The following is a 26,946-nucleotide window of genomic DNA, read 5'->3' on the forward strand; positions in this document are numbered from 1 at the left end:
ACATGACGCCAGCCATGCAGGAGGGAGCCGTGCCAACCAAGTACATCGATGAATTTGAAGTGGAGTTCTCAGCGGAACGGTTGGAGGGCTGCAAGCTCTGGGGGGCCTACGTGGCCGTGTTCGCGCCGTCGGCCACGCCGCTGCATCGGCTGAACGTGCGCCGCAAACACCGGGTGGCGGTGATACAACGGTTTGAGGACGCGGCCTCGGCCCGCGAGGCCGCGGAGGCCGCCGCGGCGGAAATCGTCGCGGCGATCAAGGCCGGGCCGACGGGACGCGCCTAGCGGCGGCCCCGTCCATCTTCAACGACTCAGTAGCGGACAAACTTCGATTCGTCGGGTTCTTCCACCGCGATGGCGCGCAAGGCGGCCGGACGCACGCGGATCGGGCCGGTCCCATCGCGCTGCCGCCCCGAGCGCACGCCGGCGCCGTTCAGGACAAAGAAGCCCATGGTCTGCTGGAGTTCTTCGGCCTGGCTGCTCATCTGCTCGGCCGTGGCCGCCAGCTCCTCGGAACCGGAAGCGTTCTGCTGGGTGGTCTGGCTCAGCTGGCTGATCGCGGAATTGATCTGCGCCAGCCCCGACGATTGCTCTTCCGATGCGGCCGTGATTTCCTGCACCAGGTCGGAGGTCTTTTTAATGTTGGGCACCATGGCGCCCAGCATCTGCCCGGCCTTCTCGGCCAGCTCCACGCTGCCGCTGGCCACCTGGCCGATTTCCTGGGCCGCCACCTGGCTGCGCTCGGCCAGCTTGCGCACTTCCGCCGCGACCACCGCGAAGCCCTTGCCGTGCTCGCCCGCGCGCGCGGCTTCGATGGCGGCGTTCAGCGCCAGCAGATTGGTCTGGTAGGCGATGTCGTCGATGATCAGGACCTTGGCGGCGATCTGCTTCATCGCCGCCACCGTCGAGCGCACCGCATCGCCGCCATCGCTGGCCTCGACCGCGGCGCGGCTGGCCATGGCGTCGGTGACCTTGGCGTTGTCGGTGTTCTGCGCCACCGAGGCGGTCATCTGCTCCACCGAGGCCGAGGTTTCCTCCACGCTCGACGCCTGCTCGCTGGCGGCCTGCGCCAGCGACTGCGAGGTGGCGCTGACCTCTTCGGAGGCGGCGGCCAGCGCCTCGGCGCTGTTGTTGACTTCGCTGACCACCTGGGCCAGCTTGCTCACCGTGTTGTTGGTGTATTCCTTCAGCTGGCCGAACGCGCCCTCGTAGGGCTTGTCGATGGTCTTGGTCAGGTCGCCCTCGGACATCGCCCCCATCACCCGCACCACGTCGGCGATGCTGGCGCCGGTGGTGATGGCCAGCTGGTTCAGGCTCTCGCCCATCTCCTGCTGGAAGCCCGACATGCCGGACAGGTCCACGCGGGCGTCGAAATTGCCGCGATTGGCGGCGGCCACCAGGGCACGCTGGCCTTCGACCACCTTGCGCATCTTCACGATCATCTCGCCGATGGCGTACAACATGCTGCTGTGGTCGTCGGCCTTGAGGCGGACTTCGACGCTCAGGTCGCCTTTGACGACGCGGTCCATCAGCTCGGCCGCATAGTAGGGCTCGCCGCCCAGGCGCTTGACCAGGTCGCGCGTAATCAGCCAGGCGATCAGGACCGCCGCCAGTACCGCCGCGATGGACAGCGAGATGACGAGCTTGCGTGTCGCCTGATAGGTCTCGTCAGCCGAGATGGCTTCCTTCTCCATCAAATCGCCCTGGAACTCGGCCAACGCCTCCAGCGCGCTGGCGTAGTTGTTATTACTTTCGGCAAAGTCGTTCTTCAGGTATTCGATGGCTTTTTTCTGATCGCTCTTGACCAGGCCATACAACTGATCATATCTGGCATGCATGACCTCGCGCTTGGCGGCGACTTCCTTAAACATCACGCGCCCCTTCTCACTGGTGATCAGCTTGTCCATTTTTCCCAGCATCTCGGCCACCTTAGTGCGGTTGCTCTCGACCAACCGGCGGAACTTCTCGCGCTCCTCGTCGCTTGTCGCAAGCATCATGCTACGCAGTTGACGGCCATTGTCGATCGTGTAGTGGATCACATCTTTCGCCAGCACCACTTTGGGATAGCGATCTTCGGTAATCCGTTTGACGCCCTCATTGAGCGACGCGAGGCGCAAGGTACTGACCACCGACAACACCAACAGCAGAATCACTACGGCACCAAAACCCAGACCCAGGCGGGTCACCACTTTCATGTTTGCAAACATCATGTCTCCCTGGACGGAACGTTATGTGTTGCTGCTTATGCTATGTGATGAGATGGTAAAACTTGGCGCCCTGCTACGGAAATTTTTGAAATGAAATGCATGCCAAGGAGACACATTCTCCGCCAGCAATTAAGCGTGGTCAATCTATCGATGCCGGAGGTGTGGTGCGATTTCGTCACACCGCGCACCACACCTCGGATGGGGTCCGGTCGCCGATCAGGCGACGGTAAAGTTGACGGGGCCGGCTAGCAAAACGTAAGCATCGTTGTACAGGCACCAGGCGCTGTAGTTGCCTGGCGCGAGCTTGCTGGTGTCGAAGCTGACGCTGCCGCTGGCGGTGGTGACGTACTGCCAGGCGATATAGCCGCCGCCAGCCGGCGCAAGGCCCGCCTTCCAGATGCCGATCCAGTTGGTGCTGTTGACCTTGGCTGCCGGCAGCACATAGTTGAAGACGATCGCCACGCCCGGCTTGACGCTCGCGGCCGAGGCCGTCAGCTGGGTCACGTTGAGCGCAACCGGACCGCCCAGCACCACATACGCGTTCTGGTACAGATACCAGGCGTTGTACTCGCCCACCGCCAGCGTGCTGGTGTTGAACGACACGCTGCCGCTGAAGTTGGGCGCGTACGCCCACTGCACCGCATTGCCTTTGCCGGGCGAGCTGCCGGCCGCGTACAGGCCTATCCAGTTCTTCGCATCGATCTTGCCGGGTGGCGCCGTGTAGCCGAACACGGCGGCGCTGCCGCGCGATACGTTGGGCGTGCCGGTGCCGAGAAAGACCTTGACGCGATTGGTGCCTATCATCGGATCGACGTGGCTGGCCCGTCCGGTTTCCACGTGGCCCGCCGCGCGGCGCAGCCATTGCGCATCGGCGCTGCAGGTGACGCTGAAATCGTACCAGCCGAAACTGCCCGACAGATTGCACGGCACAGCCAGGGTCTGGCCGGCGGCCACGCTGTAGCTGGCCACCGCCGCGCCGTAGGCATTGTCGGTGATGGTGAAGCTGCAGGCTTGCGTGCCTTCCAGGTTCGACAGCACCAGGCTGATGTCGCCGTTGGCGCGGTCGTAGCGGGTTTGCAGTTCCGGCCGCGCGCCGCCGGCAATCGCCAGCGCGCCTTTGAACTGACGCAGATAGCCATTGGCGCCGTGCACGCTGAGCTCGTAGGCGCTGCCGGTCCAGCTCCACATTTCGTGGGCGATCTCCTTGTCCGCTTCGACCGTGTAGTACCACGGGCCGTCGCCGCGCAGGCTGGAGTACACGATGAAGGCCGCGCCGGCCTGGCCGCTGTTGGCGAAGCTCAGCTCGAACTGCGTGGCGCCGGCCAGCCGGCCCTGCACCGACAACTCATACGGCAGCGCGCAGGCGACACGCAAGCCGGGCGCGCTGGTGCTGGGCTCCTGCCTCGGCAGGGTCTGCACCACCGGCGGCGTCGGATAGGGCTTGCCGGAGACGCGCTGGTAGGCCGCAGTCTTCGGCACGCTGGCGGGCCAGCTGCTGTTGGGCGCGCTGAAGTCGAAGGCCGAGGTGAGGTCGCCGCAAACGGCGCGGCGCCACGGCGAGATCAGGTCGCACTGGACGTTCGCGCGCGCCTTGCCGCGCGCCGCCACCAGCCACTCCTCCAGGAAGCGGATCTTGGAGGTGTGGTCGAACAGCTGCGAGCACACGCGGCCGCCCTTGCTCCATGGCGAGATCACCAGCATCGGCACGCGCGGCCCCAGGCCCACCGGCACGCCCTGATAATTTTCGTGCGTGCCGATGTCGGCCAGCGTGGTCTTGCCCATGCTGTCGTTGAGCGGCGCGATATCGGGCGGCACGTGGTCGAAGAAGCCGTCGTTTTCGTCGTACATCAGCAGGAACACGGTCTTGGACCACACCTCCGGATTGGCCACCAGCGCGGCCAGCAAACGCGCCGTGATGTTCTCGCCGGCGTTGGGCGAGTTGGGCGCGTGCTCGGTGTAATCGTTTGGCGAGCAGATCCACGACACCTGCGGCAGGCGGTTGTTGCGCACGTCGTCGGCGAAGGCGTTGACCAGCCAGTCGCCGCTGGTGCCGGTGGAGTTGGCGGCGGTGGAGCCCGGCGCCATCGTGCGCGCCTTCTGGTACAAGGGCGAGTTGGGGCTCAGATGGCTGCCGTCGGCGTTGACGCGGAAGTTCTTAAAGTAGGCCAGGTAGTTGTCGCCGTAGTTGTCCCACTCCTGATACACCTTCCAGCTGACCTGGTTCGCCTCCAGCACTTCGGCATAGGTGCGCCAGGTGGGCGCGCTGGCGGTGACGCTGGCGCTGATGTTGTCGCCCGCCGGATCGGCGTTGTAATAGCCGGCCGCGCTGATGTTGTACAGGCCGCCCATCGAGCCCAACCAGCCCTCGCTGCTGCCGGTGAGCGAGTACATGCGGTTCGGATCGGTGGCGCCGAAGATCGAGCAGTGATAGGCGTCGCAGATGGTGAAGGCGTCCGCCAGCGCGTAATAGAACGGCAGGTCGCCGCGGTCGAAATAGCCCATCGACTGCGGGGTCTTCTGCTTGACCCAGGCGTCCCAGCCCTGCCAGGTGGCTTGCGATCCCTTCCACGTGTGGTTGGTGCCGACCGACAGCGCGCTGGTGTTCCTGGCGTCGAAGTGGAAAGGCAGCACATAGCCGCCGGCGCCGTCGGGCTGGTACCAGACCGGACGGCCGTCCGGCAGGTCGATGGCGCGCGGATCGTCGAAGCCGCGCACGCCCGACAGGGTGCCGAAGTAATGGTCGAAGGAGCGGTTCTCCTGCATGAAGATGACCACGTGCTCGACGTCGGCCAGGGTGCCGGTGACGTTGTTGGCGGGCACCGCCAGCGCCTGGCGGATCAGGTCGGGGAACATGGAGGTGGCGGTCGCGCCGGCGCCTGCGGCGTAGCGGAGGAATTTACGGCGGCTGATAGTCATCGGCTGGCTCTCGTTTGCAAGGAAGCAGTAAGAATAACGAGCAAATATGACAACGCAGTTGCACATTGCAGCTAAAGATTCATTAACCTGCGCGCAATATTGCTGGCACCGCCGAGACCCCGCCAGCTCAAAAGCTGAAAAATCGTTTCACATTGCAAAATCATCGCAGAAAACCTGACGATGCTTTTAGCTCACCTTTTGAAAATTCGTTTCACATCCTAAAAATCGATACTCAAGTCATTGAAAAACAAGGGATTAAATTTAGTTATATGTCTTATATAAGACCTTGATGCAGTGCACCAGAATGGCCTACTATTTAGTCATGCAGTTTGCTTCAACCAAGACGCAGCGGCTCACTCGACGATTTTCTCAAACTTGCTTTATTTTTAGGAGATACACATGTCCCAATATCAAGACGACATCAAGGCAGTTGCTGGTTTGAAAGAGCAACAAGGCAGCGCCTGGAACGCCATCAATCCCGAGTCGGCCGCCCGCATGCGCGCCCAGAACAAATTCAAGACCGGTCTGGACATCGCCAAGTACACCGCCAAGATCATGCGCGCCGACATGGCCGCCTACGATGCGGACCCGTCGAAGTACACCCAGTCGCTGGGTTGCTGGCACGGTTTCATCGGCCAGCAAAAAATGATCTCGATCAAGAAGCACTTCAACAGCACCGACCGCCGCTACCTCTACCTGTCGGGCTGGATGGTTGCCGCGCTGCGTTCCGAATTCGGCCCGCTGCCTGACCAGTCGATGCACGAAAAGACCGCCGTCTCGGCGCTGATCAAAGAGCTGTACACCTTCCTGCGCCAGGCCGACGCCCGCGAACTGGGCGGCCTGTTCCGCCAGCTGGACGCCGCCGAAGGCCCTGCCAAGGCAGCCATCCAGTCGCAAATTGACAACCACGTGACCCACGTCGTGCCCATCATCGCCGACATCGACGCCGGTTTCGGCAACGCCGAAGCGACCTACCTGCTGGCCAAGCAGTTCATCGAAGCCGGTGCCTGCTGCATCCAGGTTGAGAACCAGGTGTCGGACGAGAAGCAATGCGGTCACCAGGACGGCAAGGTCACCGTGCCGCACGAAGACTTCCTGGCCAAGATCCGCGCGATCCGCTACGCCTTCCTGGAACTGGGCGTGGACGACGGCATCATCGTCGCCCGCACCGACTCGCTGGGCGCAGGCCTGACCAAGCAGATCGCCGTGACCAACACGCCAGGCGACCTGGGCGACCAATACAACGCCTTCCTCGATTGCGAAGAAGTGTCGGCCGACGCGCTGGGCAACGGCGACGTCATCATCAAGCGCGAAGGCAAGCTGCTGCGTCCTAAGCGCCTGCCAAGCAACCTGTTCCAGTTCCGCGCCGGCAGCGGCGAAGCGCGCTGCGTGCTCGACTGCATCACCTCGCTGCAAAACGGCGCCGACCTGCTGTGGATCGAAACCGAAAAACCGCACATCGCCCAGATCGGCGGCATGGTCAGCGAAATCCGCAAAGTGATCCCGAACGCCAAGCTGGTGTACAACAACAGCCCATCGTTCAACTGGACGCTGAACTTCCGCCAGCAGGTGTACGACGCGATGAAGGCAGAAGGCAAGGATGTGTCGGCCTACGAGCGCGCCCAGCTGATGAGCGTGGAATACGACACCAGCGAACTGGCGATCGCGGCCGACGAGAAGATCCGCACCTTCCAGGCTGATGCAGCCCGCGAAGCCGGCATCTTCCATCACCTGATCACGCTGCCGACCTACCACACCGCCGCGCTGTCGACCGACAACCTGGCCAAGGAATACTTCGGCGACCAGGGCATGCTGGGCTACGTGGCTGGCGTGCAGCGCAAAGAGATCCGTCAGGGCATCGCCTGCGTCAAGCACCAGAACATGTCCGGCTCGGACATCGGCGACGATCACAAGGATTACTTCAGCGGCGAAGCAGCGCTGAAGGCCGCTGGTAAAGACAACACCATGAACCAGTTCTGATCGGGGTTCCCGTGTGATTAAAAAGCTCGCTTCGGCGAGCTTTTTTTTCGCCGGTGCTCAGCCCAGCTCGAAGGTGGTGATGCCGTACTGCCTGTCCATGTTGATATCGGGCGCTTCGCGCGTGTACATGCGCGCGGTTTCAAAGCAACGCTGCATCTGATGGCGCTCGGCCAGCGCGACGGCCGCCGGGTTCAGTTCGGGGACATCGAGAAACACCGGCGTATCCGGCGCCAGCCTGCCCAGCACGCTCGCAAACAACTGCTCCGCCACGGCGGGCGTATCGGCAAACAAGGGACCGATCTTGTAGCCCATGCGGCACGGCCGCGCCACCGCGTAGCCGGTCAAGCCCTGCGCGCCCGCGACGCCAAGCGCGATGTGCTGCTTATGCCGCACCCAGCCTTGCAGGAAACGGTCGCGCTCTTCCGGGAAAAAGCTGCGATCGTAGCGGCGGATTTCCTCATCGCTCAATGCGGACAGCGGCGTGATGTCGTGCGCATCCAATGGCTGTCCACTGCCCCGCCCTTCGTAGCGGAAATTGCGATGCGCGAGACGGAAGCCCGACCTGGCATAGTTGGCCTGCTGCGCCACCACACCGTCGAGCCCGATGTTGCGGCCGGCCAGGCGGGCCATCGCGGCCTGCCACAGCGCCCAGCCATGTCCGTGGCCACGCCAGGCCGGCTTGACGATGTAGCCGCCGATGAAGCCAAAGCCGGCGCCGTATTTCACCGCGAAGATGCTCGCGATTGGCTCACCGTCCAGCACGCCGGTCAGAAAACCGCCGGGGTCGGCGGCGTAAAAACATGTGGCATCGTGCAGGCCGGGATTCCAGCCCTCGGCCTCCGCCCAGCTCAAGGCGACTTCAAGTTCGGCCTCATTCATTTGACGAATTTCCAGCGGTGATGCAGGCATGTTCAGCTCCCGGTCGGCGATATCGCATTCTAGCGCGCACCGAATACAAAGCCCGTCCCGCACTCCTGCGTTTGCTCAAATCGCGCCGGCACGTCCATTCAATAATTGACCAACCGCGCCTGCTACGGCTCACTGTCGTACGACGCCGACGAGGAGACCATCATGGAAGATTCCGACGATTCCGCCAGGCTGCGCGAAATCCGCGCGCTGGTTGATGCCAACAATCAGTGCTCGCAAAGCAGCGACCTCATCATCTACCAGATCTACATGGAGTCGCGGTTTGACAAGAATGCCAGCGCACAAGGCAGTTCCGCGCGCGGGCTCATGCAATTGCTGAAGGCGCCGGTTCGCGAACTGGCGCGCCTGGCCAATCTGGCGAAGCCGCCCAAGGACCGCCGGCCGGAAGCCGACCTTTACCGCGAAGCCGACGCCTTCCATGACAGCCCGGAGTTTGTGGACGAGGCCACCAACATCCGAACCGGCACCGCGTATCTGCAGGCGCTCATCAACAAGAACCGGGCGGCGCGTGCCAGATTCCCCATCGTCGAGGCGTACAAGGATTATCGCGGCGTCAGGGATGGTATTTATTTCAACAAAATCAACGGGGCGGCGGGCAAGCTGGCGGCCAGTCCCGACTCCATGCAGATCTTGAGGGATATGGTGCGTTGAAGGTGTATCGCACAGCGCTGACATCCTCACAGGACCGCCGATTGCCTTATTGGAAATAGCCGGTCCTGTCAGTTCAGTCGCGGTTCCGGTATCATGCGGCCATGAACAAGATTTCTTTCCAACCTTTTATCATTGGCGTCGCTGGCGGTAGCGGCAGTGGCAAGTCCACCGTTTCCCAGCGCGTGCTGGCTTCGTTTGGGGCTGAAATGGTCTCGGTCGTGATGCAGGACGACTACTACCGCGACCAGACCCACCTCACCCCGGAAGTCCGCCGCCAGCAGAATTACGACCATCCGCAGGCGTTCGACTGGCCATTGCTGGTGCAGCACGTGCAAGCCTTGCGCAACGGCGAAGCGATCGAGATGCCGGAGTACGACTTCACGATCGACAACCGCTCCAACCGGACCATTCCAGTCAAGCCGGCCCCGGTCATCGTCATCGAAGGCCTGTTTGCCTTGTATGACGCGGACTTGCGCGACATGATGTCGCTGAAGATCTTTGTCGACACCGCCTCCGACATCCGCTTCATCCGCCGCATGCAAAGGGACATCACCGAGCGCGGCCGCTCGGTGGAAAGCGTCGTCGGCCAGTATCTGGAAACCGTCCGCCCGATGCACAAGCAATTCATCGAACCGACCAAGCGCTACGCCGATGTCATTATTCCGCACGGCGCCAATGGCCCGGCAGTCGATATGATCACCACCAAGGTGGCGAGCGTTATTGGCCAGTTGAAGCGCCCCTAAACCAGGGCGCGCACGCAATCCTCGAATACTTGCAAGAAGTGCGCAACGTCGGCGGCGCTGGTCTCGGGACACACCAGCAGCATATTGTGGAACGGTGTGATCAGGATGCCTCGGTTGAGCAGATAGAGGTGGATGATGTGCTCAAGTTCGGCATCCATGCAGGCGCCCGCCTGCGTGCCGTTGACCGGCGCGGTCGGCGTGAACTGGAATTCGGTGCGCGCGCCAACCTGCGTCACGCACCACGGCAACCGGTGTCTGCCGATGATGGCGCGCAAGCCGGCCGCCATCTGGTCGGCCAGCGCAAACATGATGCCATAGGCCTCGTCGTTCATCACCTCGGCCAGGTTGGCGCGCATCGCCGCCATCGCGAACATGTTGGCGCTCAGGGTGGTGCCGACACCGGAATGCCCGGGCGGCGCGGTGCGCTTGGCCTGTTCGACCTGGCGCGCAAGCGCCTCCGTAAAGCCGTAGACTGCGCACGGCACCCCACCGCCGATAGGTTTGCCCAGCACCAGCGCATCGGCTTCGATGCCGTGCGCGCGCGCGTAGCCGCTCGGGCCGCTGCTGATGGTGTGGGTCTCGTCCATCACCAGCAGGGTGCCGTGGCGGCGCATGATGGCTTGCGCCTCGCGCCAGTAGCCGTCCTGCGGCAGTACCATGCCGATATTCGTCATCACCGGCTCGGCCAGCACGCAGGCCACGTCGCCGCCGGACAGCGCGGCGTCGAGCGCGGCCAGGTCGTTGAATTCGACCACCACGGTGTGGTCGGTGAGCGCATGCACCTGGCCAAGCAGGCTGTCGCGCTGCACCGGCTTGCCGTCGACCAGATCGACGAACACGTCGTCGACGGTACCGTGATAGCAGCCGTTGAACACCAGGATCTTGCTGCGTCCGGTCGCGGCGCGCAACCAGCGCAGCACGAAACGGTTGGCGTCGGACGCCGACAGCGCGAACTGCCACAAGGGCAGGCCGAAGCGCGCGGCCAATTCTTCGGCGACCCAGGCCGCGTCCTCGGACGGCAGCATCGCCGTGTAGCCTCGCTCGGCCTGGCGCGCGATGGCGCGCGCAACCGGCGCGGGCGCGTGGCCGAACATCGCTCCCGTATCGCCGAGGCAGAAATCGAGATAGCGGTGTCCGTCCACATCCGTGAAATGGGCACCGCGCGCCTGCGCGACCGTCAGGGTAAACGGGGTCGACCAGTCCTTCATCCAGTGCATCGGCACGCCAAACAGCATGTGCTGCTGAGCGCGCCCGGCCAGGGCCAGGGAGTGCGGATTGTCCTGTGCGAAGCGCGCCTGCTCCGCGCTGCGCAATGCCTGGGCGCGGGTCCAGTCGACGCCACTGCGTAGATTTGATTTCATCATCGTTACCTCACACGAGCAGCATCAGGTGTTCGCGTTCCCACGAACTGATGACACGGCTATAGGTTGCAAACTCCAGCTCCTTGACCTCGCAAAAAGCCTGCACGAACAATTCGCCCAGCGCCTCGCTCAGCGGCGAACATTGACGCAGGCGCGAGATCGCGTCCTCCAGGTTGCGCGGCAGCTCGTCATGCACGTGGACGGCGGCGCCTTCGGTCGGATCGGACGGCTTGAGCTCCTCGACCATGCCAAGGTAGCCGCAGATCAGGGTGGCAGCCATCGCAAGGTAAGGATTGACGTCCACGCCCGGCACCCGGTTCTCCACGCGGCGGTTGGCCGGGTTCGAATTCGGAACCCGGATGCCGGCGGTGCGGTTGTCGTAGCCCCAGCGCACATTGGTCGGCGCCGACATGAAGCGCGACAGGCGGCGGTAGGAATTGACGTGCGGCGCGAACAGCAGCGTGGCCGGCGGCACGTACTTTTCCAGCCCGGCGATATAGCTGAAGAACAGCGCGCTGGGGCTGCCATCGGCGTTGCTGAACACGTTCTTCCCGGTGTTGACGTCGAGGATGCTCTGGTGGATGTGCATCGCGCTGCCCGGCTCAGTCTCCATGGGCTTGGCCATGAAGGTGGCGAAGATCCCGTGCCGCAGCGCCGTCTCGCGCACCGCGCGCTTGAACAGGAATACGCGGTCCGCCAGTTCCAGCGCGTTGCCATGCGAGAAATTGATCTCCATTTGGCCCGCGCCGGCCTCATGGATCAGGGTTTCGACGCCCAGTTCGTGGGTCTTGCAAAACGCCGACAGCTCCAGGAAAAACGGGTCGAAGTCGTTGACCGCGTCGATCGAATAGGACTGGCGCCCCAGTTCCGGCTTGCCGCTGCGGCCCAGCGGCGGCGACAGTGGCTCGTGCGGATTGGTGTTGCGCGCCACCAGATAGAACTCCATCTCGGGCGCCACCACCGGCTGCCAGCCGCGCGCCGCGTACAGGCCCAGCACACGGCGCAGCACCGCGCGCGGCGACAGGCCGACCGGCGAGCCGTCGAAATTCTGGCAGTCGTGGATCACCAGCGCGACCGCCTCGGCCGCCCACGGCACCACGCGGATGGTGGCCAGGTCCGGCACGCAGATCATGTCGGGGTCGGTCGCCCCCACGTAGGGCATGTTGTTGGGCTGTTCGCCATTGACCGTGTTGAGCAGAACGCTTTTCGGCAGCCGCATCTCGCCCTCGCCGAGAAACAGGTCCTTGGGCAGGATCTTCCCGCGCGCGATGCCGGTCATGTCGGCAATCACGCATTCGACTTCGTGAATATTATTTTCGCGCAAAAAATCGCGCATGGTCTGGCTCATACTGGTCCCCGGGTTAAAAAATATCGGCCGTTTCAGCGGCAGCAATTCTCAATTCAAATCCAATGCCAGGCTTGCGTCCCGTCTGGCGCGAAGCTGCTACTTGAAGGCCGGGTCCCGATAAACGGTCTTGCCGCCCACCACGGTAAGCAAGACCTTGGTCTTGGCCACGTCCTCAGGCTTGACCTTGAAGAAGTTGCGATCCAGGACGATCAGATCGGCCAGTTTGCCCGGCTCCAGCGAGCCCGTTTCCTGCTCCTGCCGCAGCGAGTAGGCCGCGTTGTAGGTAATGGCACGTATCACGGTGGCGGCGGAAAGACCGGCATCGCGGCCCAGACGGCCGGCAAACTCCGGTCCGGCCTCCGGCGCGTTGGTGCGGGTCATACCGACCTTCAGCGCGAACCATTCGTCGAGCGGGTCGATCGGCCAGTCGCTGCCGTAAACAATCCGTGCGCCGTCCTTGTGGAACGGGGCGGCCGGTTCAATGGTCTCGTAACGGGACGGATCCAGATAGCCCTGCAGGCCGCCGAGCGTGTCCGGTGCTGGCTTTTCCCACTGGAACGAGAGCACCGCGGAGGCATTCAGCGCCGCAAAGCGCGGAAAATCGGCCGCGTCGACTATCTCGTTGTGCGCCAGCGCAGGCCGCGCGTCCTTGCCCGCCGCCGTCGAGCGCAGATATGCGATACCGTTCAGGGCCTCATGGACGGCGCCATCCCCGTCGACGTGGATGTGCGGATCGAGCCCGTCCTTGGCCAGTTCGAGCAATACCGTGTTCAGCACCTCGGGCTGGAAATAGGCACTCGGCCCCTTGCTGGTGCCGGCCACCCAGTGCGGATCTTTGGCGGTACCTTGATTGACGTTATATGGCTGCAGCATGGTGCCGGTCAGCGCCGGCGCGGCAATGACGCCATCCATGAAGAGCTTGGCCGCGCCCACGTTCAGCGCCGGCGCCGGCACCGGCTTGCCCTGGTCGTAACGCGCCGCCAGGGAACGCACCGCGTCGACCGCTTTGATCGCGTCACTGGCTGCGGCCTCTGGCGGAATCACCACCGCGAAATGCGCCCGCGCAGTCAGTTCGCCCTGCTTCTGCAGCGTCGCGAACGCTTCGATACCCTCCTCGCTGGCGGCGGCGTCAAGGAAGTTGGTGATGCCCTGCCGGCCCATGACGCTCAACGCCGCCCGCACCGCCGCCACGCGGTCAGCGGCCGATTCCTGCGGCATCAGCTTGTCGACGAGTTGCTGCGCACTGTCCTCCAGGATGCCGGTCGCGTTGCCCGCGGCATCGCGCGTGATCTTGCCGGCGGCGGGATCCGGCGTGTCACGCTTGATACCCGCCAGTTCCAAAGCGCGGCTGTTCACCAGGGCCGAATGGGCGAACGACGATAGGACCAGGATCGGACGCGCGGTCTTCAACGCGTCGAGCGTCGCATGGTCCGCCTCGGTTCCGGCTGGCAGCATACTTTGCTGGAACCAGTTCACCACCACCAGCAAGCTGGACGGGTCATTCTTGCCTTCGTGATCCAGGCAAGCCTGTATGCGCGATTGAAACTGGGCTATCGTCAACGCCTCATAGTTCAGATTGCATTTAAGCAGCTGCGCGCCGCCCGCCATCGGATGCATGTGGCCATCCACCAGGCCAGGCATGAGCATGCGCCCGTGCAGGTCGACCACCTTGGTGTGCTTGCCGCGCAATGCATTGACGCCGCCGTCCTTGCCGACGTAGACGATGCGTCCGTCGCGCACGGCCAATGCCTGCTGAACGCTGTCCTTGGCGTCCACGGTATAGATATAGCCGTTGCGGTAGATCGTATCGGCCGCCGGCGCGGCCGCCTGGCACAGCGCCATGGCAGCGGCCAGTGGCAGCAGGCACAGCGCCTTACAGTAAGTTGAGATTCGCATTGCGTGTGTCCTTAGAAGCGGTAAGCAAGGTTGGCGCCCACGGTGCGCGGACGGAACGTGACGTTAAGGAGGCGATCGTTGCCCGGTATGCCGGTGTTTTGACGGTTCAGCATGGGTTGCGCGTTCAGCAAGTTGTTGACGAAGCCCGTCAACTCCCAGGGGCCGCGCGTCAAGCCCGCGCGGGCGGAGACGAAGGAACTGGAAGGACCGTCGAACAATCTGGCATCGTAGCCCGTCACATCGGCGCTCGGGCTGCCTTTGTAGCGTCCGGAAAACTGGTAATCCAGGCGGGCGAAGCCGGCGATATTTTCGTTGAGCTGGAAGTCGTACTGTGCGCCCAGGGCTACCGTCCAGGTGGGTGTGTTGATGAGTTGGTCACCACTCTTGGCCAGCAACAAACCGTCGGGGCGGCGGGCATCGGTCACATAGTGGGCGTCGCCGTAGCCGATCGCGGCAGTCAAGGTCGTGCTTTGCGCGACACGCGTCTGGAGTTGCAGGTCGAAGCCCTTGCTGACCGCCTTGCCCAGGTTGGTGGTGTAGGACAGGCCGCAGCTGCTGACGAATACGCCGGTCTGGATCTTGCTCCAGTCGATCCAGTACAGGCTGCCGGACAAGGTGACGCGGCGGTCCATCAGCTTGACCTTGTCGCCGAGTTCATAGCTCCACACCGAATCGGAACCGTAGGTGCTGGGCGCGTCCTTCAACCCCAGGCTGGTCAGGCTCACAGTGCCGGGCGATCCGTTGACGCAGGCCGGGTTGCCGGCCATGGCGGAGTTGGCGCCACCCGGACGGTAACCCTTGGCAGCGGTGGCGTAGACCATGTGGTCCGGGGTGAGCTCGTAACTGGCGCCCAACTTCGGCGTCACCGGCGTTTCCGACGAGCTACCGCCGTACACGTGAGGTCCGCCCGCCTCCACGCCATCCTGGACGTCGGTGAAGGAGAACGCATTGCGCGCTACCCGCAGCCCGGCGGTCAACTTGAGCTGACGCGTGAGCTTGTAATTGAATTCACCAAAGAGCGCCGCTTCGCGCTGGACGAATTTCTCATCCTCGACCCATTGATAGGGACCCGTGTCCGGCACGCCGAAGAATTCCAGCGGCGTCGCGCCGAATGCGGACATGGTCAGTTGCCCGATCGGCTCGTTGATGGTCTGGTGCAGGCTTTGCTTGGTGTGCGAGTAGTACAGCCCGCCGATCCAGCTCAGCTTGTCGCCGGGCTTGTTGATCGAAGAAAAACGCAGCTCCTGCACGAAATTTTTCTGCGGCGTGGTGTTATGTTCCACCGCCGTGTAATTCGGATAGCCGTCAACGCTGGCGTGGCCGCCCTGGTAAGCGGCAGCCTCGAAATACGAATAGTCGTCGATGCGGTTCTGCGTGCGCTGGAAGTAGGAGGTGATCGATTTGACCGAGGTTGTATCGAGATCGTATTGGACGGTCAACGCTGAAAGAGAGAAACGGTCGTTGGACGGCTGCGCGATCTTGGCATAGCTGCGGTTGACTCCGGCGTCCTCGAAATACGCATCCTTGTCCGCGCGCTTGGTCTGCTGGTACAGGATGGACGGAGTGATGGTCAACTGTGGCGTCGGTGCGAACACGAATGCCAGCCGCCCCACCGTGGAAATGACGGAGTTGGTATCGGTTCCCGTGGTGGCGCCGGTGTTGATATCGGCACGGTCGAGATATCCGCCGCTGCGCTGGCGCCAGAGGCTGGCGCGAAAGCCCGATTTGCCCTCCTCGATCGGCGCGCCGTAGGCAACGCCCGCCTCGTAGCTCGGCGCGCCGCCGGCCGTGGTCGAGACTTCGGAACGCGCGAAGCCGCTGCGCTCGGTCAGGCTGGGGGTAGGCGTGATGAAACGCACGGTGCCGCCCTCCGAGCCGGCGCCAAACAGCGTGCCCTGCGGCCCGCGCAATACCTCGACTCGGTCGAGATCGAAAATACGCGGGAACGCGCTGGCGGTCGCGGCCAGCACATTGTGCATCTGGATCGGCGTATCGTCGATGTAGATCGCCGTGGTGGCGGCGCCCACCGTCGATTGCAGGCCGCGGATCGACACTTGCGGCTCGCTGTCCTGGCGCACCGTCAGGCCGGGCACGATGCGCGACAAGTCGCCGATGCTGGCGATGCCCTCTTTTTCCAGCGACGCCCCGGTCACCGCGCTGATGCTCATTGGAACCTTGCTGATCGGTTGACGGATCTTCTGCGCGGTAACGATCACTTCCGTGATGTCGGCCTTGTTGGCGGGCGTCTCGCCAGGTGCGGCATCCGTCTCCGCCGACCAGCCGCGCGGGGTGGCGGCCATCGAAGTCACCGCCAGCGAAACAAGCAGTGTCAGGCGTCGTGGTGTGATTGACATAAGTATTCTCCCAATGAATGAAATTAGAATTACTAAATAAAAAACCAGGTGTTCAATCCCATCACCCCATCCGCGCCTCGTCGTGGGTGGCACGCACTTGATGCGTATAAACAATTTATATTAATCCAATTTATGGCGCGTGATCAGCACCACTTTCGTCGCATTCATAGAACCACTCAGCATTCCCGATCTGATCGAAGACGCAGGGCCCGACGTCGCGCGGCGCGCGCCAGCATGTAACTGGAACCGATGATGCAACACGACACCACCAGCACCGTGATCGTGGCAACCGCGTTGACGCGTGGATCCAGGCCCAGGCGCGCCCGGGAAAATATGACAATCGGCATGGTGGACGAACCGGGGCCGGACAGGAAGGCGGACAGCACCACATCGTCCAGCGACAGGGTGAAGGTCAACAGAAATGCCGACGCAAGCGACTGGGCAATATTCGGCAAGGTGATCAGGAAGAAGACCTGATAGGCCCTGCACCCCAGGTCCACGGCAGCCTCGCCCAGCGATTTATCCAGTTCCCGCAAGCGCGACTGCACCACCACGGCGGCGTAGGCCATGCCCAGCAGGGTGTGCCCCAGCCAGATGGTGGCGCTGCCGCGGCCCGGAAAGCCGAGCAGCTTTTGACAGGACACCAGCATGAGCAGCAGCGACACACCGATAATTACCTCCGGCATGACCAGCGGCGCGCTCACCATGCCGGAGAACAAAGTCCGGCCACGGAAGCGCTTGTAGCGATCCAGGACGTAGGCGGCAAATGTGCCCAGGATCACCGAGGCGAAGGCGCTCGCGAAGGCGATCTTCAAGGACAGCACGAAGGCGGTGAGCAATTCGACGTCCTTCATCAACTCGCCATACCAAACCAGGGACAGGCCGGTCCACGCCATGTTCTGGCGGGAGCTATTGAAGGAAAACGCGATCAGCACGGCGATCGGGAAGTACAGGAACAGGTAGCCCATCACGAGCCAGCTGCGGCCAAACCAGCGCTGCAAGGTCCTCATGCCGCGCCCCGCTCAGCCTGCTCGGCCTGGTACTTGTTGAAGATAGTCATGGGGACCAGGATAAGAAGAATCACGACGACGGTCACGGCTGACGCCATCGGCCAATCGTTATTGGTGAAAAATTCGTCCCACAACACATGGCCGATCATCAAGGTGCGCGGCCCGCCCAGCAATTCGGGGATCACGTACTCTCCGACGGCGGGAATGAACACCAGCATGGCGCCGGCGATGATGCCCGAGCGCGACAGCGGCACGGTGACCCGCCAAAATGCCTGCCAGGGGGTGGCGCCCAGGTCGGCCGCGGCTTCCAGAAAACGTTCGTCGAGCTTGACCAGGTTCGCGTACAGGGGCAGGATCATGAACGGCAGATAGGCGTACACCATGCCGATCAACAGGGAAAACTCGGTGTTCATCATATGCAGGGGAGCGTCTATCCAGCCCAGCGACAACAGCGCCCGGTTGACGATGCCCTGGTTGGCGAGGATGCCTTTCCACGCGTAGATGCGCAGCAAGAACGAGGTCCAGAACGGCAGCATCACCAGCATCAGCAGGACCGGCCGGATGGCCGCCCGCGAGCGCGCGATGAAATAGGCGAAGGGATAGCCGACCAGGAGGCACAAGAGCATCGTGATCGCGGCGTACTTGATCGAATTCAGGTAGGTGTACAAGTACAGTTCATCGTTGAAGATGAAAAGGTAATTGGCAATCTTCACCTTCAGGTCTATGAGACCGTCGGCATAGCTCATCACCGTGCCGAACGGGTCTTCGCCCTCTGTCTCGCTGACACTGATGCGCAGGACGATCAGGAAAGGCAGCAGGAAGGTCACCACCAGCCAGGTGAATGGCACGCCGATGACGTAGCGGCGGTCGCTCAGCGCACGCGCCGGGGTCAATTTGTTCAGGAAAGGAATCATCGGCGCCTCAGCTCGTCAACACCACTGCATCGCTGCCATCCCACCAGGCATGGACGCGTTGCTCGCGTTCCAGGCTGGCGCTATCGAAGCGGGCGTTGTTGATGCGGGTCGCCTTCAACGACATCCCGCTGTCGAGGCGCAGCACATAATGAGTCTGGTTGCCGAAATAGGCGATCGACGCGATCACGCCCTCGACGCAGTTGTAGCCGTGCTCGGACGCCTGGGCGCGCGCATCCGCTTGCGGAGCCTCCAGCTGCAAGACAATTTTTTCGGGCCGCACGCCGACGTGCACCGCCATGCCCAGGGTGCCCGTGATGCCATGCGGGACGAACAGGGACAAGCCCGCCTCCTCGCCGGCCACCACGATGTGATCGGCCTCGTCGACCTGCACATGGCCCGCGAACAGATTGATGTTGCCGATGAAGTCGGCGACGAACACGCAGGATGGCGTTTCATAAACGTCGCCGGGCGCGTCGACCTGGCGTATCCGGCCTTCGCTCATGACGGCGACCCGGCTGGCCATGCTCATCGCCTCGTCCTGATCATGGGTCACCATGACACAAGTGACGCCGACCTGCTCGATGATGTTGACCAGCTCGGTCTGGGTGCGCTCCCGCAGCTTCTTGTCGAGTGCGCCCAGCGGCTCATCGAGCAGCAGCAACTTGGGCCGCTTGGCCAGGCTGCGCGCCAGGGCGACGCGCTGCTGCTGCCCGCCGGACAACTGATGCGGCTTGCGCTGGGCGTAGCGCTGCATTTGCACCAGTTCCAGCATCTGCCCGACCCGCTCGGCGATGGCGTCGCGCGCGAGGCCATCCCGGCGCAAGCCGAAGGCAATGTTGTCCCATACCGTCAGGTGGGGAAACAGCGCATACGACTGGAACATCATGTTGATCGGTCGTTCATGCGGGGCGATGCCGACCAGGCTCTTCCCTTCCAGCACAATGTCGCCGGAGGTCGGCGTTTCAAACCCGGCCAGCATGCGCAGCAGGGTCGACTTGCCGCATCCTGAACTGCCGAGCAAGGCGAAGATCTCGCCCTTGTTGATAGTGATAGAGACATCATTGACGGCGCGTACGCCATCGAAGCTCTTGATCAGATTCTGCAGCAGCAGGAAGGGCTGGCCGCGTTCAATCGAAGCGGTGCCAGGAGGAACAGTCGTCATAGGGTTACACCAGGAATCGAAGGAAAGGGAAGTGGACGCATCGTTGGTCGATCAAAAGCCCGTCTTGAAGCGCGTGTAGGTGCGGCTGACCAGCCGCCTGATCGGCAGGGTGAAGGCCTCCGGCACGATCAGCTGCTGCTTCTCGTCGTCACTCAGGAACAGGCTGGTGTTGCGCGCCAATGCAGGATCGACATACTTGAACGACGCCAGGCTGGCGTTGGCGTAAAACACTTTATTCGTCAAACCGGCCTGGACCTCAGGGCGCAGCACGTAATTAATCCAGAGCAGAGCGTTGTGCGGATGCGGAGCGTCCGCCGGGATGCCCATTGAGTCCAGCACGATGGTCGAACCCTTTCTGGGTGGCAGCGCCTCGATGCGAACGCCATCGCGGGCGGCGATGGCGCGTTGGCGCGCGATGTTGATGTCGCCCGACCAGCCCAGGGCAAGGCAGATCGAGCCATCGGCGAGATCGTTGATATAGCCGGAGGCGCTGAACAAGGTGATGAAAGGCCGGATGCTTTTCAACAGCTGGCCCGCCGCCTGGTAATCGGCCGGCACGGTCGAATAGGCCGGCCTGCCCGCGTAGCTCAATGCCGGCGGCAGCACCTCCGAGGGCGAGTCGAGCACCGAGATCCCGCAGGACTGCAGGCGCGCGGCATACTTGGGGTTGAACAGCAGTTCCCAGGTGTTGCCCGGCATCGGCAGCGGCCCCAGCGCCGCCTTGACCTTGTCGATATTGATGCCCAGCGTCGTGTAGCCCCACAGCCAGATCACCAGATGGCGGTTCTCTGGGTCCACCTTGGCCAGCTTGGCTTGCAGTTGCGGGTCGACATAGGCCAGGTTCGGCAGCCTGGATTTGTCGAGCTCGCGCAGCAGGCCAGCCCGCAGCTGGAGCGGCGCCCAGTTCACCGAAGGCACGACGATGTCGTAGCCGGTGTTACCCGCGCTCAGCTTCGCATGCAGGACCTCGTTACTGTCGTACACGTCGTAACGCACCTTGATCCCGGTTTCCTTCTCAAAGTTCTTGATGGTGTCGGTGCCGATATAGTCGGACCAATTGTAGATATTGAGCACCTTCTCTTCTTGGGCCGAGGCCGGCATCGCCAGGGCCAGCGCCCCAATGACGGCAGCAAGAATGAGCTGCGCGGCGCGGATGGCATGACCATCCATCTGGTGGATGCAAGCGGACACGAGGACGAGCGGTTTGGCCATTTTTTGATTTTGCTTCGCTACAAAGTTGTGACATCATAGTCACAATGGGGCCTCATGATGAGTGCCACTTTGCAATAATTGATAGAACCACCTTGGAGATCGTCCCCATGTCGCCAACCGCGGACTTGCTCGCGCAAACCTTGCTGCAAGCGGAATTCCACCCGCGTCTGCCGCAGCAACGCCGCCTTTACGAGGCCGCCAAGGCGGCGATCTATCAACAGGTTCTGGAAGCGCACAGCAAGCTGCCGTCCAGCCGCGACCTGGCGCGCGATCTGGGCGTGGCGCGCAACACGGTGATCGCCGCATTCGAACAACTGGCGGCCGAGGGCTATGTCAGGAGCGAACTTGGCAGCGGCACCTACGTGGCGGATCTGCGCGCGCACCGGGAACACATGGGCGGCCAGCATGCGACGGCAACGCGCCAGACGCAGCAGGCCGAGGAGACCATGCTATCGGTGCGCGGGCAGGAGCTGGCCGCCTCTGCGGCGGGCCCGCGCTATGAAATCCAGCCGTTTGCACCAGGTGACGCCGACTTCTCCTCGTTCCCGGTCAAGGTGTGGCTGCGGCTGCAAAACCGGGTGTGGCGCGATGCCCGCGCCGACTTGCTCGACTACGGTCAATCGGGCGGCTATCTGCCGCTGCGCCAGGCCATCGTCCAATATTTGCGGTTGTCGCGCTCGGTCAACGTCTCGGTCGACCAGGTGATGATCACGGCGGGCACCCAGCAATCGCTCGATCTGTGCGCGCAATTGCTGGCCGACGCGGGCGACACCGTGTGGATCGAGGACCCGAGCTACTGGGCGGCGCGGCGGGTATTGCGGGCGCGCGACCTGAAGCTCCATTCCATCCCGGTCGATGGCGAAGGGATGGCGCTACGGGAGGAAGATCTCGCCACAAATCCGCGCATCATCTATGTCACACCATCGCATCAGTATCCGACCGGTGTCGTAATGAGCCTGGTACGGCGGCGCATGCTGCTTGAGGTCGCCACTGCAAAAAACGCGTGGGTGCTGGAAGACGACTATGACAGCGAATTCCGTTACACCGGGCGCCCGCTGGCGGCGCTGCAAGGCCTCGATGAGAACGACCGGGTGCTCTACATGGGTACCTTCTCCAAGGTTCTGTTCCCCGGCATCAAGGTCGCCTATCTGGTCGTACCGCCCGCCTTGGCCGGCAGCTTCAAGAGCGCCCTCTATGATTTGCAGCGCCCGGGGCAGTTGACGATACAGGCGACCCTGGCCGATTTCATGGCACTGGGCCATTTCACGACCCACATCCGCAAGCTCAGGCAAAGCTATGGCGCGCGCCGCGAGATGCTCCGCCGCACCCTGATGACGCATATGTCGGCGCACCTGCGCCAGCGGGTAGCCATTTCAAGCGAGGAATCGGGCCTGCACCTCGTGCTGGAGTTGCCCGAGCACGTGGATGATGTCGCCGTCGCGGCGCTGGCGGCCGAATCGGGGATGTTTGTTCGGGCGCTGTCGACCTATTATCTGGAAGCGCCTGCGCGGCGCGGCCTGCTCATCGGCTACGCCTATGTGCTGCCGGAAAAAATTTCCTATTACGGCAGGCTGCTGGCCTCCGTCATTGGCGCCGGTATCCGCTAAGCCGCCGCGCGCCCAAAGTGGTTCCATCTGAAACGGCATTGTGGACCTATACAGCAAGACCAGTGTCGAGCACTATTTCAGGTCGTCGACTCACTTAAAAAGAAGCCCATGCCAGATCATGACTTTGCCTACCGTTCCATGGGCACGTTTTTAAACGCGCCCACCGTCACGGACACGCCGTTTGGCCTCGCCGGTATTAATTTCGATGGCGCAGTCAGCAATCGTCCGGGCGCACGCTTCGGACCACAGTCGATTCGCCTGGCATCCCAGATGCTGTGCGACGCCATCCACCCGCTGTTTGATATCGCGCCCCAAGCGTCCTTGTCCGATGTCGGCGATCTGCTGCTGCCAAACACCAGCATCGACGCGATGCGCGAGGCACTGATGCCGCGCGCCAGCGCGCTGTTAAATCAGTATCACATGGTCTGGCTCGGCGGCGACCATTCGGTGACCCTGCCGCTGCTGCGCGCCATGCACAAGCTGTATGGCCCAGTGGCATTGATACACTTCGATGCGCATTGCGACACGTGGACCAGCCATTTTGGAGAACCATCGGGCCATGGCACCTGGGTCTACGAAGCGGTGCAAGAGGGGCTTGTGATTCCCCAGGCGACGATCCAGGTCGGCATCCGCTCGTCAGGCGAGCGCGACGCTCGTGAATACGTCAATGACATCGGCGGACGCATCTTTACCGCCCGCGAATTGCGTGGACGAGAAAGCGCCAGCCAGCTCGCGGAAGTGTTCGATGAAATCCGCGCCCGCATGACGGCAGCCGGCAACCCGTTCGTCTATCTGTCACTCGATATCGACTGTCTCGATCCTGCGTATGCCCCTGGAACCGGTACGCCGGAGCCCGGTGGCATGACGTCGGCACAGGTTCTCAGTTTCATTGAAGCGCTAGCGGATTTGAACTGGTGCGGCATGGACTGTGTCGAGGTCTCGCCACCTTATGACCATGCGCAATTGACCGCGAATGTGGCCGCGACGCTGGTGTGGACATATCTTTGCGGGCAGGTGGCAAAGCGTATCCCGTGATCTGTCTTTATGGCAGATGGGCGACGAAACAAAAAAACCGCTACCTCGCTGGGAATTTCTGGACATCTTTGGATGTCTTACTACTTGTTCCTGGCGGGAGCCCCGCCCCAATCTCACTCTATACGTCGTATGAGTGCCCACCTCAACAGGCCGAGATTATATTTATGCCCCATCCCTGCCCCTAAAAACTTTTCTCCTCCATTTCACACACAAACATGAGATGGGGCCGATGATGGCGTGATGTTATCGATCGTTGCTTGGGGGAGGCGGGAGATTCGTCACTTCCATTTTGATGGATTGCCGACCAGATAGTACAGCCTCTACGCCCGTTCTGATTGCAAGCGCCTGATTTTCCAGACTGTTGTGAGCCTCTGGATTGTACCTGCGCTTACGCAACTCGAGCGCCTCGAAATCGTAGCCTTGAGCCGTGGCGATTGCGACGAGCAACTCGTTGAATTTGTCATCTCTTCGCGCGGTGAGTCTCCCGTGCTGATCTTGCGTGCCGTCTGGGCCGACACTCTCTTCGAGTGTGGCGAAGTACTCGTGCCAAGCTCGGGTGACGTTCTTCTCTGCCTTGGTCTGCTTACGTTCGCCGCGCACGTTACGGCCGTAGAAAGCAATGTCGATCATGTTCAGAGCTTGCACGTGCTCTGCCGAGAGGCGAGTTGCGCGCGTCGCCATCAAAGACTTGAAAATTTCATCCTTAATCGCGTTTCTTGCTTGACTGCGTTCAACCCACTTTTGCGCCTGCACGGCCAGAATCGGTCCGAGGAGGGCCGCCAGAACCATCAACAGATCGCTGAGCTTGACCGTCATATCCATAGTCCACATTTTATTAACAAAAGGAAAATAGTAGCACGATCTACGACTTATCCCGTGTTAAACACTACCACCGCGCCATCAACACAAAAAGGCCACCGGCGCACTGCTGCCGAAGCGCTACTCGCGTGGCAAAGCTGCGCCGACCCAAGCAGCTGGCCCAGCGCGCGCTTAGAGGGTCAGCGCTTAGAGGGTCAGTTCCGGCAATCTGACAAATGGTTAGGGAATAGTTCCTTAAGGAATTTTGCGCTGCGCGCGGCGCCTTCGGCGCGCCACCGCTACGCGATGGCAATTAGACGATTCGGAGCGGCTCGCCCCTGCAGGGGCGATGCCTTCGAATCCCCGCGCAAGCCCCGCAGGGGGCTTGCTTCTCTCCGCCAAGGACACAAAAACAAAAAGGCCACCCGAGGGTGGCCTTTTGCTTTTGTGTCCTTGGCGGAGAGAGGGGGATTCGAACCCCCGATAGGCTATGAACCTATACACGCTTTCCAGGCGTGCGACTTCAACCACTCATCCACCTCTCCTGCATCACTTTCCCCTTTCGGAGAAGCCGCGAATTATAGCAAAGATTCCAGAGAGTACCAACATTATTTAACCCTCCAGCTTCTTTGCTACTTTCGGCGCTAATCTTAAGCGTCCGGCTACGGCAAACTCAGCATGGGTCCCCGCTTTCGCTAGGACGACGCGACGCTGATTAGGAAGCCTCTTTCAGCTGCTCCAGAATCGCCGGATTCTCCAGCGTGGACACATCCTGCGTAATCACCTCGCCCTTGGCCAGAACCCGCAGCAGACGCCGCATGATCTTGCCCGAACGCGTCTTCGGCAAGTTATCCCCAAACCGGATCTCCTTAGGCTTGGCGATCGGCCCGATCTCCTTGGCCACCCAGTTGCGCAGCTCCAGCGCCAGCTTCTTGGCCTCATCCCCGGTCGGACGCGCCTGCTTCAACACCACAAACGCGCAGATCGACTCGCCGGTCGTATCGTCCGGCTTGCCCACCACCGCAGCCTCAGCCACCAGCGGATTGGCCACCAGCGCCGATTCAATCTCCATCGTGCCCATGCGGTGGCCCGACACGTTCAGCACATCATCGATACGACCGGTGATCGTGAAGTAACCCGTATCCTTGTTGCGTATCGCCCCATCGCCAGCCAGGTACATCTTGCCGCCCAACTCCTCTGGGAAATAGCTCGACTTGAACCGCTCAGGATTATTCCAGATGGTACGGATCATCGAAGGCCAAGGACGCTTGACGACCAGGATACCGCCCTGCCCATTCGGCACATCCACACCCGCCTCGTCCACGATGGCCGCCATGATGCCCGGCAGCGGCAAGGTGCACGAACCCGGCACCATCGGCGTCGCGCCCGGCAGCGGCGTGATCATGTGGCCGCCGGTTTCGGTCTGCCAGAAGGTATCGACGATCGGGCACTTCTCGCCACCCACCTGCGTGTAGTACCACATCCACGCTTCCGGATTGATCGGCTCGCCCACCGTGCCCAGCAAACGCAGCGACGACAGGTCGTAATTTTTCGGATGCACTTTCGGGTCCACATCCGACGCCTTGATCAGCGAACGGATCGCCGTCGGCGCGGTGTAGAAGATGCTGACCTTGTGCTTGGCGATGGTGTCCCAGAAGCGGCCGGCGTTCGGGAAGGTCGGCACGCCTTCGAATACCACCTGCGTCGCGCCCACCGCCGTCGGGCCGTAGGCGATGTAGCTGTGGCCCGTGACCCAGCCGATGTCGGCCGTGCACCAGTACACATCGGTCGGCTTGATGTCGAACGACCACTTCATCGTCAGCGCCGCCCACAACAGGTAGCCGCCGCTCGAATGCTGCACACCCTTCGGCGTGCCGGTCGAGCCCGACGTGTACAGGATGAACAGCGGATGCTCGGCATCCACCCACTCCGGCTCGCATTCGGCCGGCTGGTTGGCGACCAGCTCATGCAGCCACAAGTCGCGGCCTTCCTTGAAGGCGATGTTGCCGCCGGTGCGCTTGTAGACGATCACGTCCTTGATGGTGTCGCAGCCGCCCAGCGCCAGCGCCTCGTCGACAATGGCTTTCAGCGGCAGGTTCTTGCCGCCGCGCAGTTGCTCGTCGGCGGTGATCACAGCCACCGCGCCGGCGTCGATGATGCGCTCCTGCAGCGACTTGGCGGAGAAGCCGCCAAACACCACCGAGTGCGTGGCGCCGATGCGCGCGCAGGCCTGCATCGCGGCCACGCCTTCCACCGACATCGACATGTAGATGATCACGCGATCACCCTTCTTGATGCCGCGCGATTTCAAGCCGTTGGCGAATTTGCAGACCTTCTCGTGCAATTCCTTGTAGCTGACGTGGACCGACTTGCCGTCGTCCGCCTCGAAGATGATGGCGGTCTTGTCGGCGTTGCCGTTTTGCAGATTGCGATCCAGGCAGTTGTACGAGACGTTCAGGTGGCCGTCTTCAAACCATTTGTAGAAAGGTGCGTCGGCTTCGTTCAGCACTTTGGTGAACGGCTTTTGCCAGACCAGGTTTTCCTTCGCCAGGCGCGACCAGAAGCCTTCGTAGTCGGCCGCCGCTTCCGCGCACAGCGCGTTGTAGGCGTCCATGCCGGCCACGGTGGCCTGAGCTGCAAACGCCGCCGGAGGCGTGAAGATGCGGGATTCCTGTGGACCTTGTTGCGTAGTAGTGCTGCTCATACTTGTCTCCAGAGTTTGTAATCGTTTGTCATAAACATAAACTTCGTCGCTTACTGAGCCCTTACAGATTGATGATCCCCGGCGGAGGATGTAATGCCCTATGCAATTTTACCAATATTTCA

19 protein-coding genes and 1 tRNA gene are annotated in these 26,946 nt (G+C 62.2%); 6 read left to right on the forward strand and 14 right to left on the reverse strand.

Annotated features, from left to right (window positions below):
- Window positions 1–29 precede the first annotated feature (29 nt).
- The gene (locus tag ACEN9O_RS01910; protein ID WP_495615975.1) at window positions 30–284 is read left to right on the forward strand and encodes a hypothetical protein; all 255 of its coding nucleotides are present in this window, start codon (window positions 30–32) and stop codon (window positions 282–284) included.
- A gap of 26 nt (window positions 285–310) precedes the next feature.
- On the opposite strand, the gene ACEN9O_RS01915 is transcribed toward ACEN9O_RS01910, so the two are convergent.
- Entirely contained in the window at window positions 311–2,206 is a 1,896-nt protein-coding gene (locus ACEN9O_RS01915; protein WP_495618414.1) for a methyl-accepting chemotaxis protein, read from the reverse strand.
- 216 nt (window positions 2,207–2,422) lie between these two features.
- Complete coding sequence (locus tag ACEN9O_RS01920; RefSeq protein ID WP_495615976.1) at window positions 2,423–5,122, reverse strand: phosphocholine-specific phospholipase C; 2,700 nt, start codon at window positions 5,120–5,122, stop codon at window positions 2,423–2,425.
- 399 nt (window positions 5,123–5,521) lie between these two features.
- Here ACEN9O_RS01920 and ACEN9O_RS01925 point away from each other — a divergent pair, with 399 nt between their 5' ends.
- Window positions 5,522–7,102, forward strand: a complete 1,581-nt coding sequence (locus ACEN9O_RS01925; RefSeq protein ID WP_495615977.1) for an isocitrate lyase — start codon at window positions 5,522–5,524, stop codon at window positions 7,100–7,102.
- A 57-nt stretch (window positions 7,103–7,159) separates the two neighbouring features.
- Here ACEN9O_RS01925 and ACEN9O_RS01930 read toward each other — a convergent pair whose 3' ends face one another.
- Window positions 7,160–7,981 (reverse strand): GNAT family N-acetyltransferase, encoded by an 822-nt coding sequence (locus tag ACEN9O_RS01930; RefSeq protein ID WP_495615978.1) that lies wholly within the window; start codon window positions 7,979–7,981, stop codon window positions 7,160–7,162.
- 192 nt (window positions 7,982–8,173) lie between these two features.
- On the opposite strand from ACEN9O_RS01930, the gene ACEN9O_RS01935 reads away from it, so the two are divergent.
- Window positions 8,174–8,680 carry a transglycosylase SLT domain-containing protein gene (locus tag ACEN9O_RS01935; protein WP_495615979.1) on the forward strand — a complete coding sequence of 169 codons (507 nt, stop codon included), beginning with the start codon at window positions 8,174–8,176 and terminating at the stop codon, window positions 8,678–8,680.
- Between the two features lie 101 nt (window positions 8,681–8,781).
- Window positions 8,782–9,423, forward strand: coding sequence for a uridine kinase (gene udk, locus ACEN9O_RS01940; RefSeq protein ID WP_495615980.1), 642 nt, complete (start codon window positions 8,782–8,784; stop codon window positions 9,421–9,423).
- Here the strand turns inward: udk and ACEN9O_RS01945 are convergent.
- From ACEN9O_RS01945 to ACEN9O_RS01980, 8 genes are all read right to left on the reverse strand, one after another.
- Window positions 9,420–10,784: an aspartate aminotransferase family protein gene (locus tag ACEN9O_RS01945; RefSeq protein WP_495618415.1), complete on the reverse strand. Its 1,365-nt coding sequence runs from the start codon at window positions 10,782–10,784 to the stop codon at window positions 9,420–9,422. The genes udk and ACEN9O_RS01945 overlap by 4 nt on opposite strands.
- Window positions 10,785–10,794: 10 nt before the next feature.
- On the reverse strand, window positions 10,795–12,132 hold the full coding sequence (locus ACEN9O_RS01950) for a glutamine synthetase family protein (protein ID WP_495615981.1): 1,338 nt from the start codon (window positions 12,130–12,132) through the stop codon (window positions 10,795–10,797).
- A gap of 96 nt (window positions 12,133–12,228) precedes the next feature.
- Window positions 12,229–14,028, reverse strand: a complete 1,800-nt coding sequence (locus tag ACEN9O_RS01955; protein WP_495615982.1) for an amidohydrolase — start codon at window positions 14,026–14,028, stop codon at window positions 12,229–12,231.
- An 11-nt stretch (window positions 14,029–14,039) separates the two neighbouring features.
- Window positions 14,040–16,382 (reverse strand): TonB-dependent receptor, encoded by a 2,343-nt coding sequence (locus ACEN9O_RS01960; RefSeq protein WP_495615983.1) that lies wholly within the window; start codon window positions 16,380–16,382, stop codon window positions 14,040–14,042.
- A gap of 176 nt (window positions 16,383–16,558) precedes the next feature.
- Window positions 16,559–17,392: an ABC transporter permease gene (locus tag ACEN9O_RS01965; RefSeq protein WP_495615984.1), complete on the reverse strand. Its 834-nt coding sequence runs from the start codon at window positions 17,390–17,392 to the stop codon at window positions 16,559–16,561.
- Complete coding sequence (locus tag ACEN9O_RS01970) at window positions 17,389–18,306, reverse strand: ABC transporter permease subunit (protein WP_495615985.1); 918 nt, start codon at window positions 18,304–18,306, stop codon at window positions 17,389–17,391. Before ACEN9O_RS01970 ends, ACEN9O_RS01965 begins: the two co-directional genes overlap by 4 nt.
- Before the next feature lie 7 nt (window positions 18,307–18,313).
- Entirely contained in the window at window positions 18,314–19,468 is a 1,155-nt protein-coding gene (locus ACEN9O_RS01975) for an ABC transporter ATP-binding protein (protein WP_495615986.1), read from the reverse strand.
- Window positions 19,469–19,519: 51 nt separating this feature from the next.
- Window positions 19,520–20,638, reverse strand: a complete 1,119-nt coding sequence (locus ACEN9O_RS01980; RefSeq protein ID WP_495615987.1) for an extracellular solute-binding protein — start codon at window positions 20,636–20,638, stop codon at window positions 19,520–19,522.
- A gap of 149 nt (window positions 20,639–20,787) precedes the next feature.
- Between ACEN9O_RS01980 and pdxR the strand changes: the two genes are divergently transcribed.
- Window positions 20,788–22,287, forward strand: a complete 1,500-nt coding sequence (gene pdxR / locus ACEN9O_RS01985; protein ID WP_495615988.1) for a MocR-like pyridoxine biosynthesis transcription factor PdxR — start codon at window positions 20,788–20,790, stop codon at window positions 22,285–22,287.
- Between the two features lie 108 nt (window positions 22,288–22,395).
- A complete protein-coding gene (gene speB, locus ACEN9O_RS01990) occupies window positions 22,396–23,322 on the forward strand; it encodes an agmatinase (RefSeq protein WP_495615989.1) in 927 nt (308 codons plus the stop codon).
- Between the two features lie 243 nt (window positions 23,323–23,565).
- Here the strand turns inward: speB and ACEN9O_RS01995 are convergent, their stop codons facing one another.
- From ACEN9O_RS01995 to acs, 3 genes are all read right to left on the reverse strand, one after another.
- Window positions 23,566–24,138 (reverse strand): DUF6680 family protein, encoded by a 573-nt coding sequence (locus ACEN9O_RS01995; protein WP_495615990.1) that lies wholly within the window; start codon window positions 24,136–24,138, stop codon window positions 23,566–23,568.
- Window positions 24,139–24,574: 436 nt separating this feature from the next.
- Window positions 24,575–24,665 (reverse strand) — tRNA-Ser (locus ACEN9O_RS02000).
- Window positions 24,666–24,835: 170 nt separating this feature from the next.
- Window positions 24,836–26,824, reverse strand: coding sequence for an acetate--CoA ligase (gene acs, locus ACEN9O_RS02005; protein WP_495615991.1), 1,989 nt, complete (start codon window positions 26,822–26,824; stop codon window positions 24,836–24,838).
- Window positions 26,825–26,946: the final 122 nt, after the last annotated feature.

The organism is Duganella sp. Dugasp78, assembly GCF_059491455.1.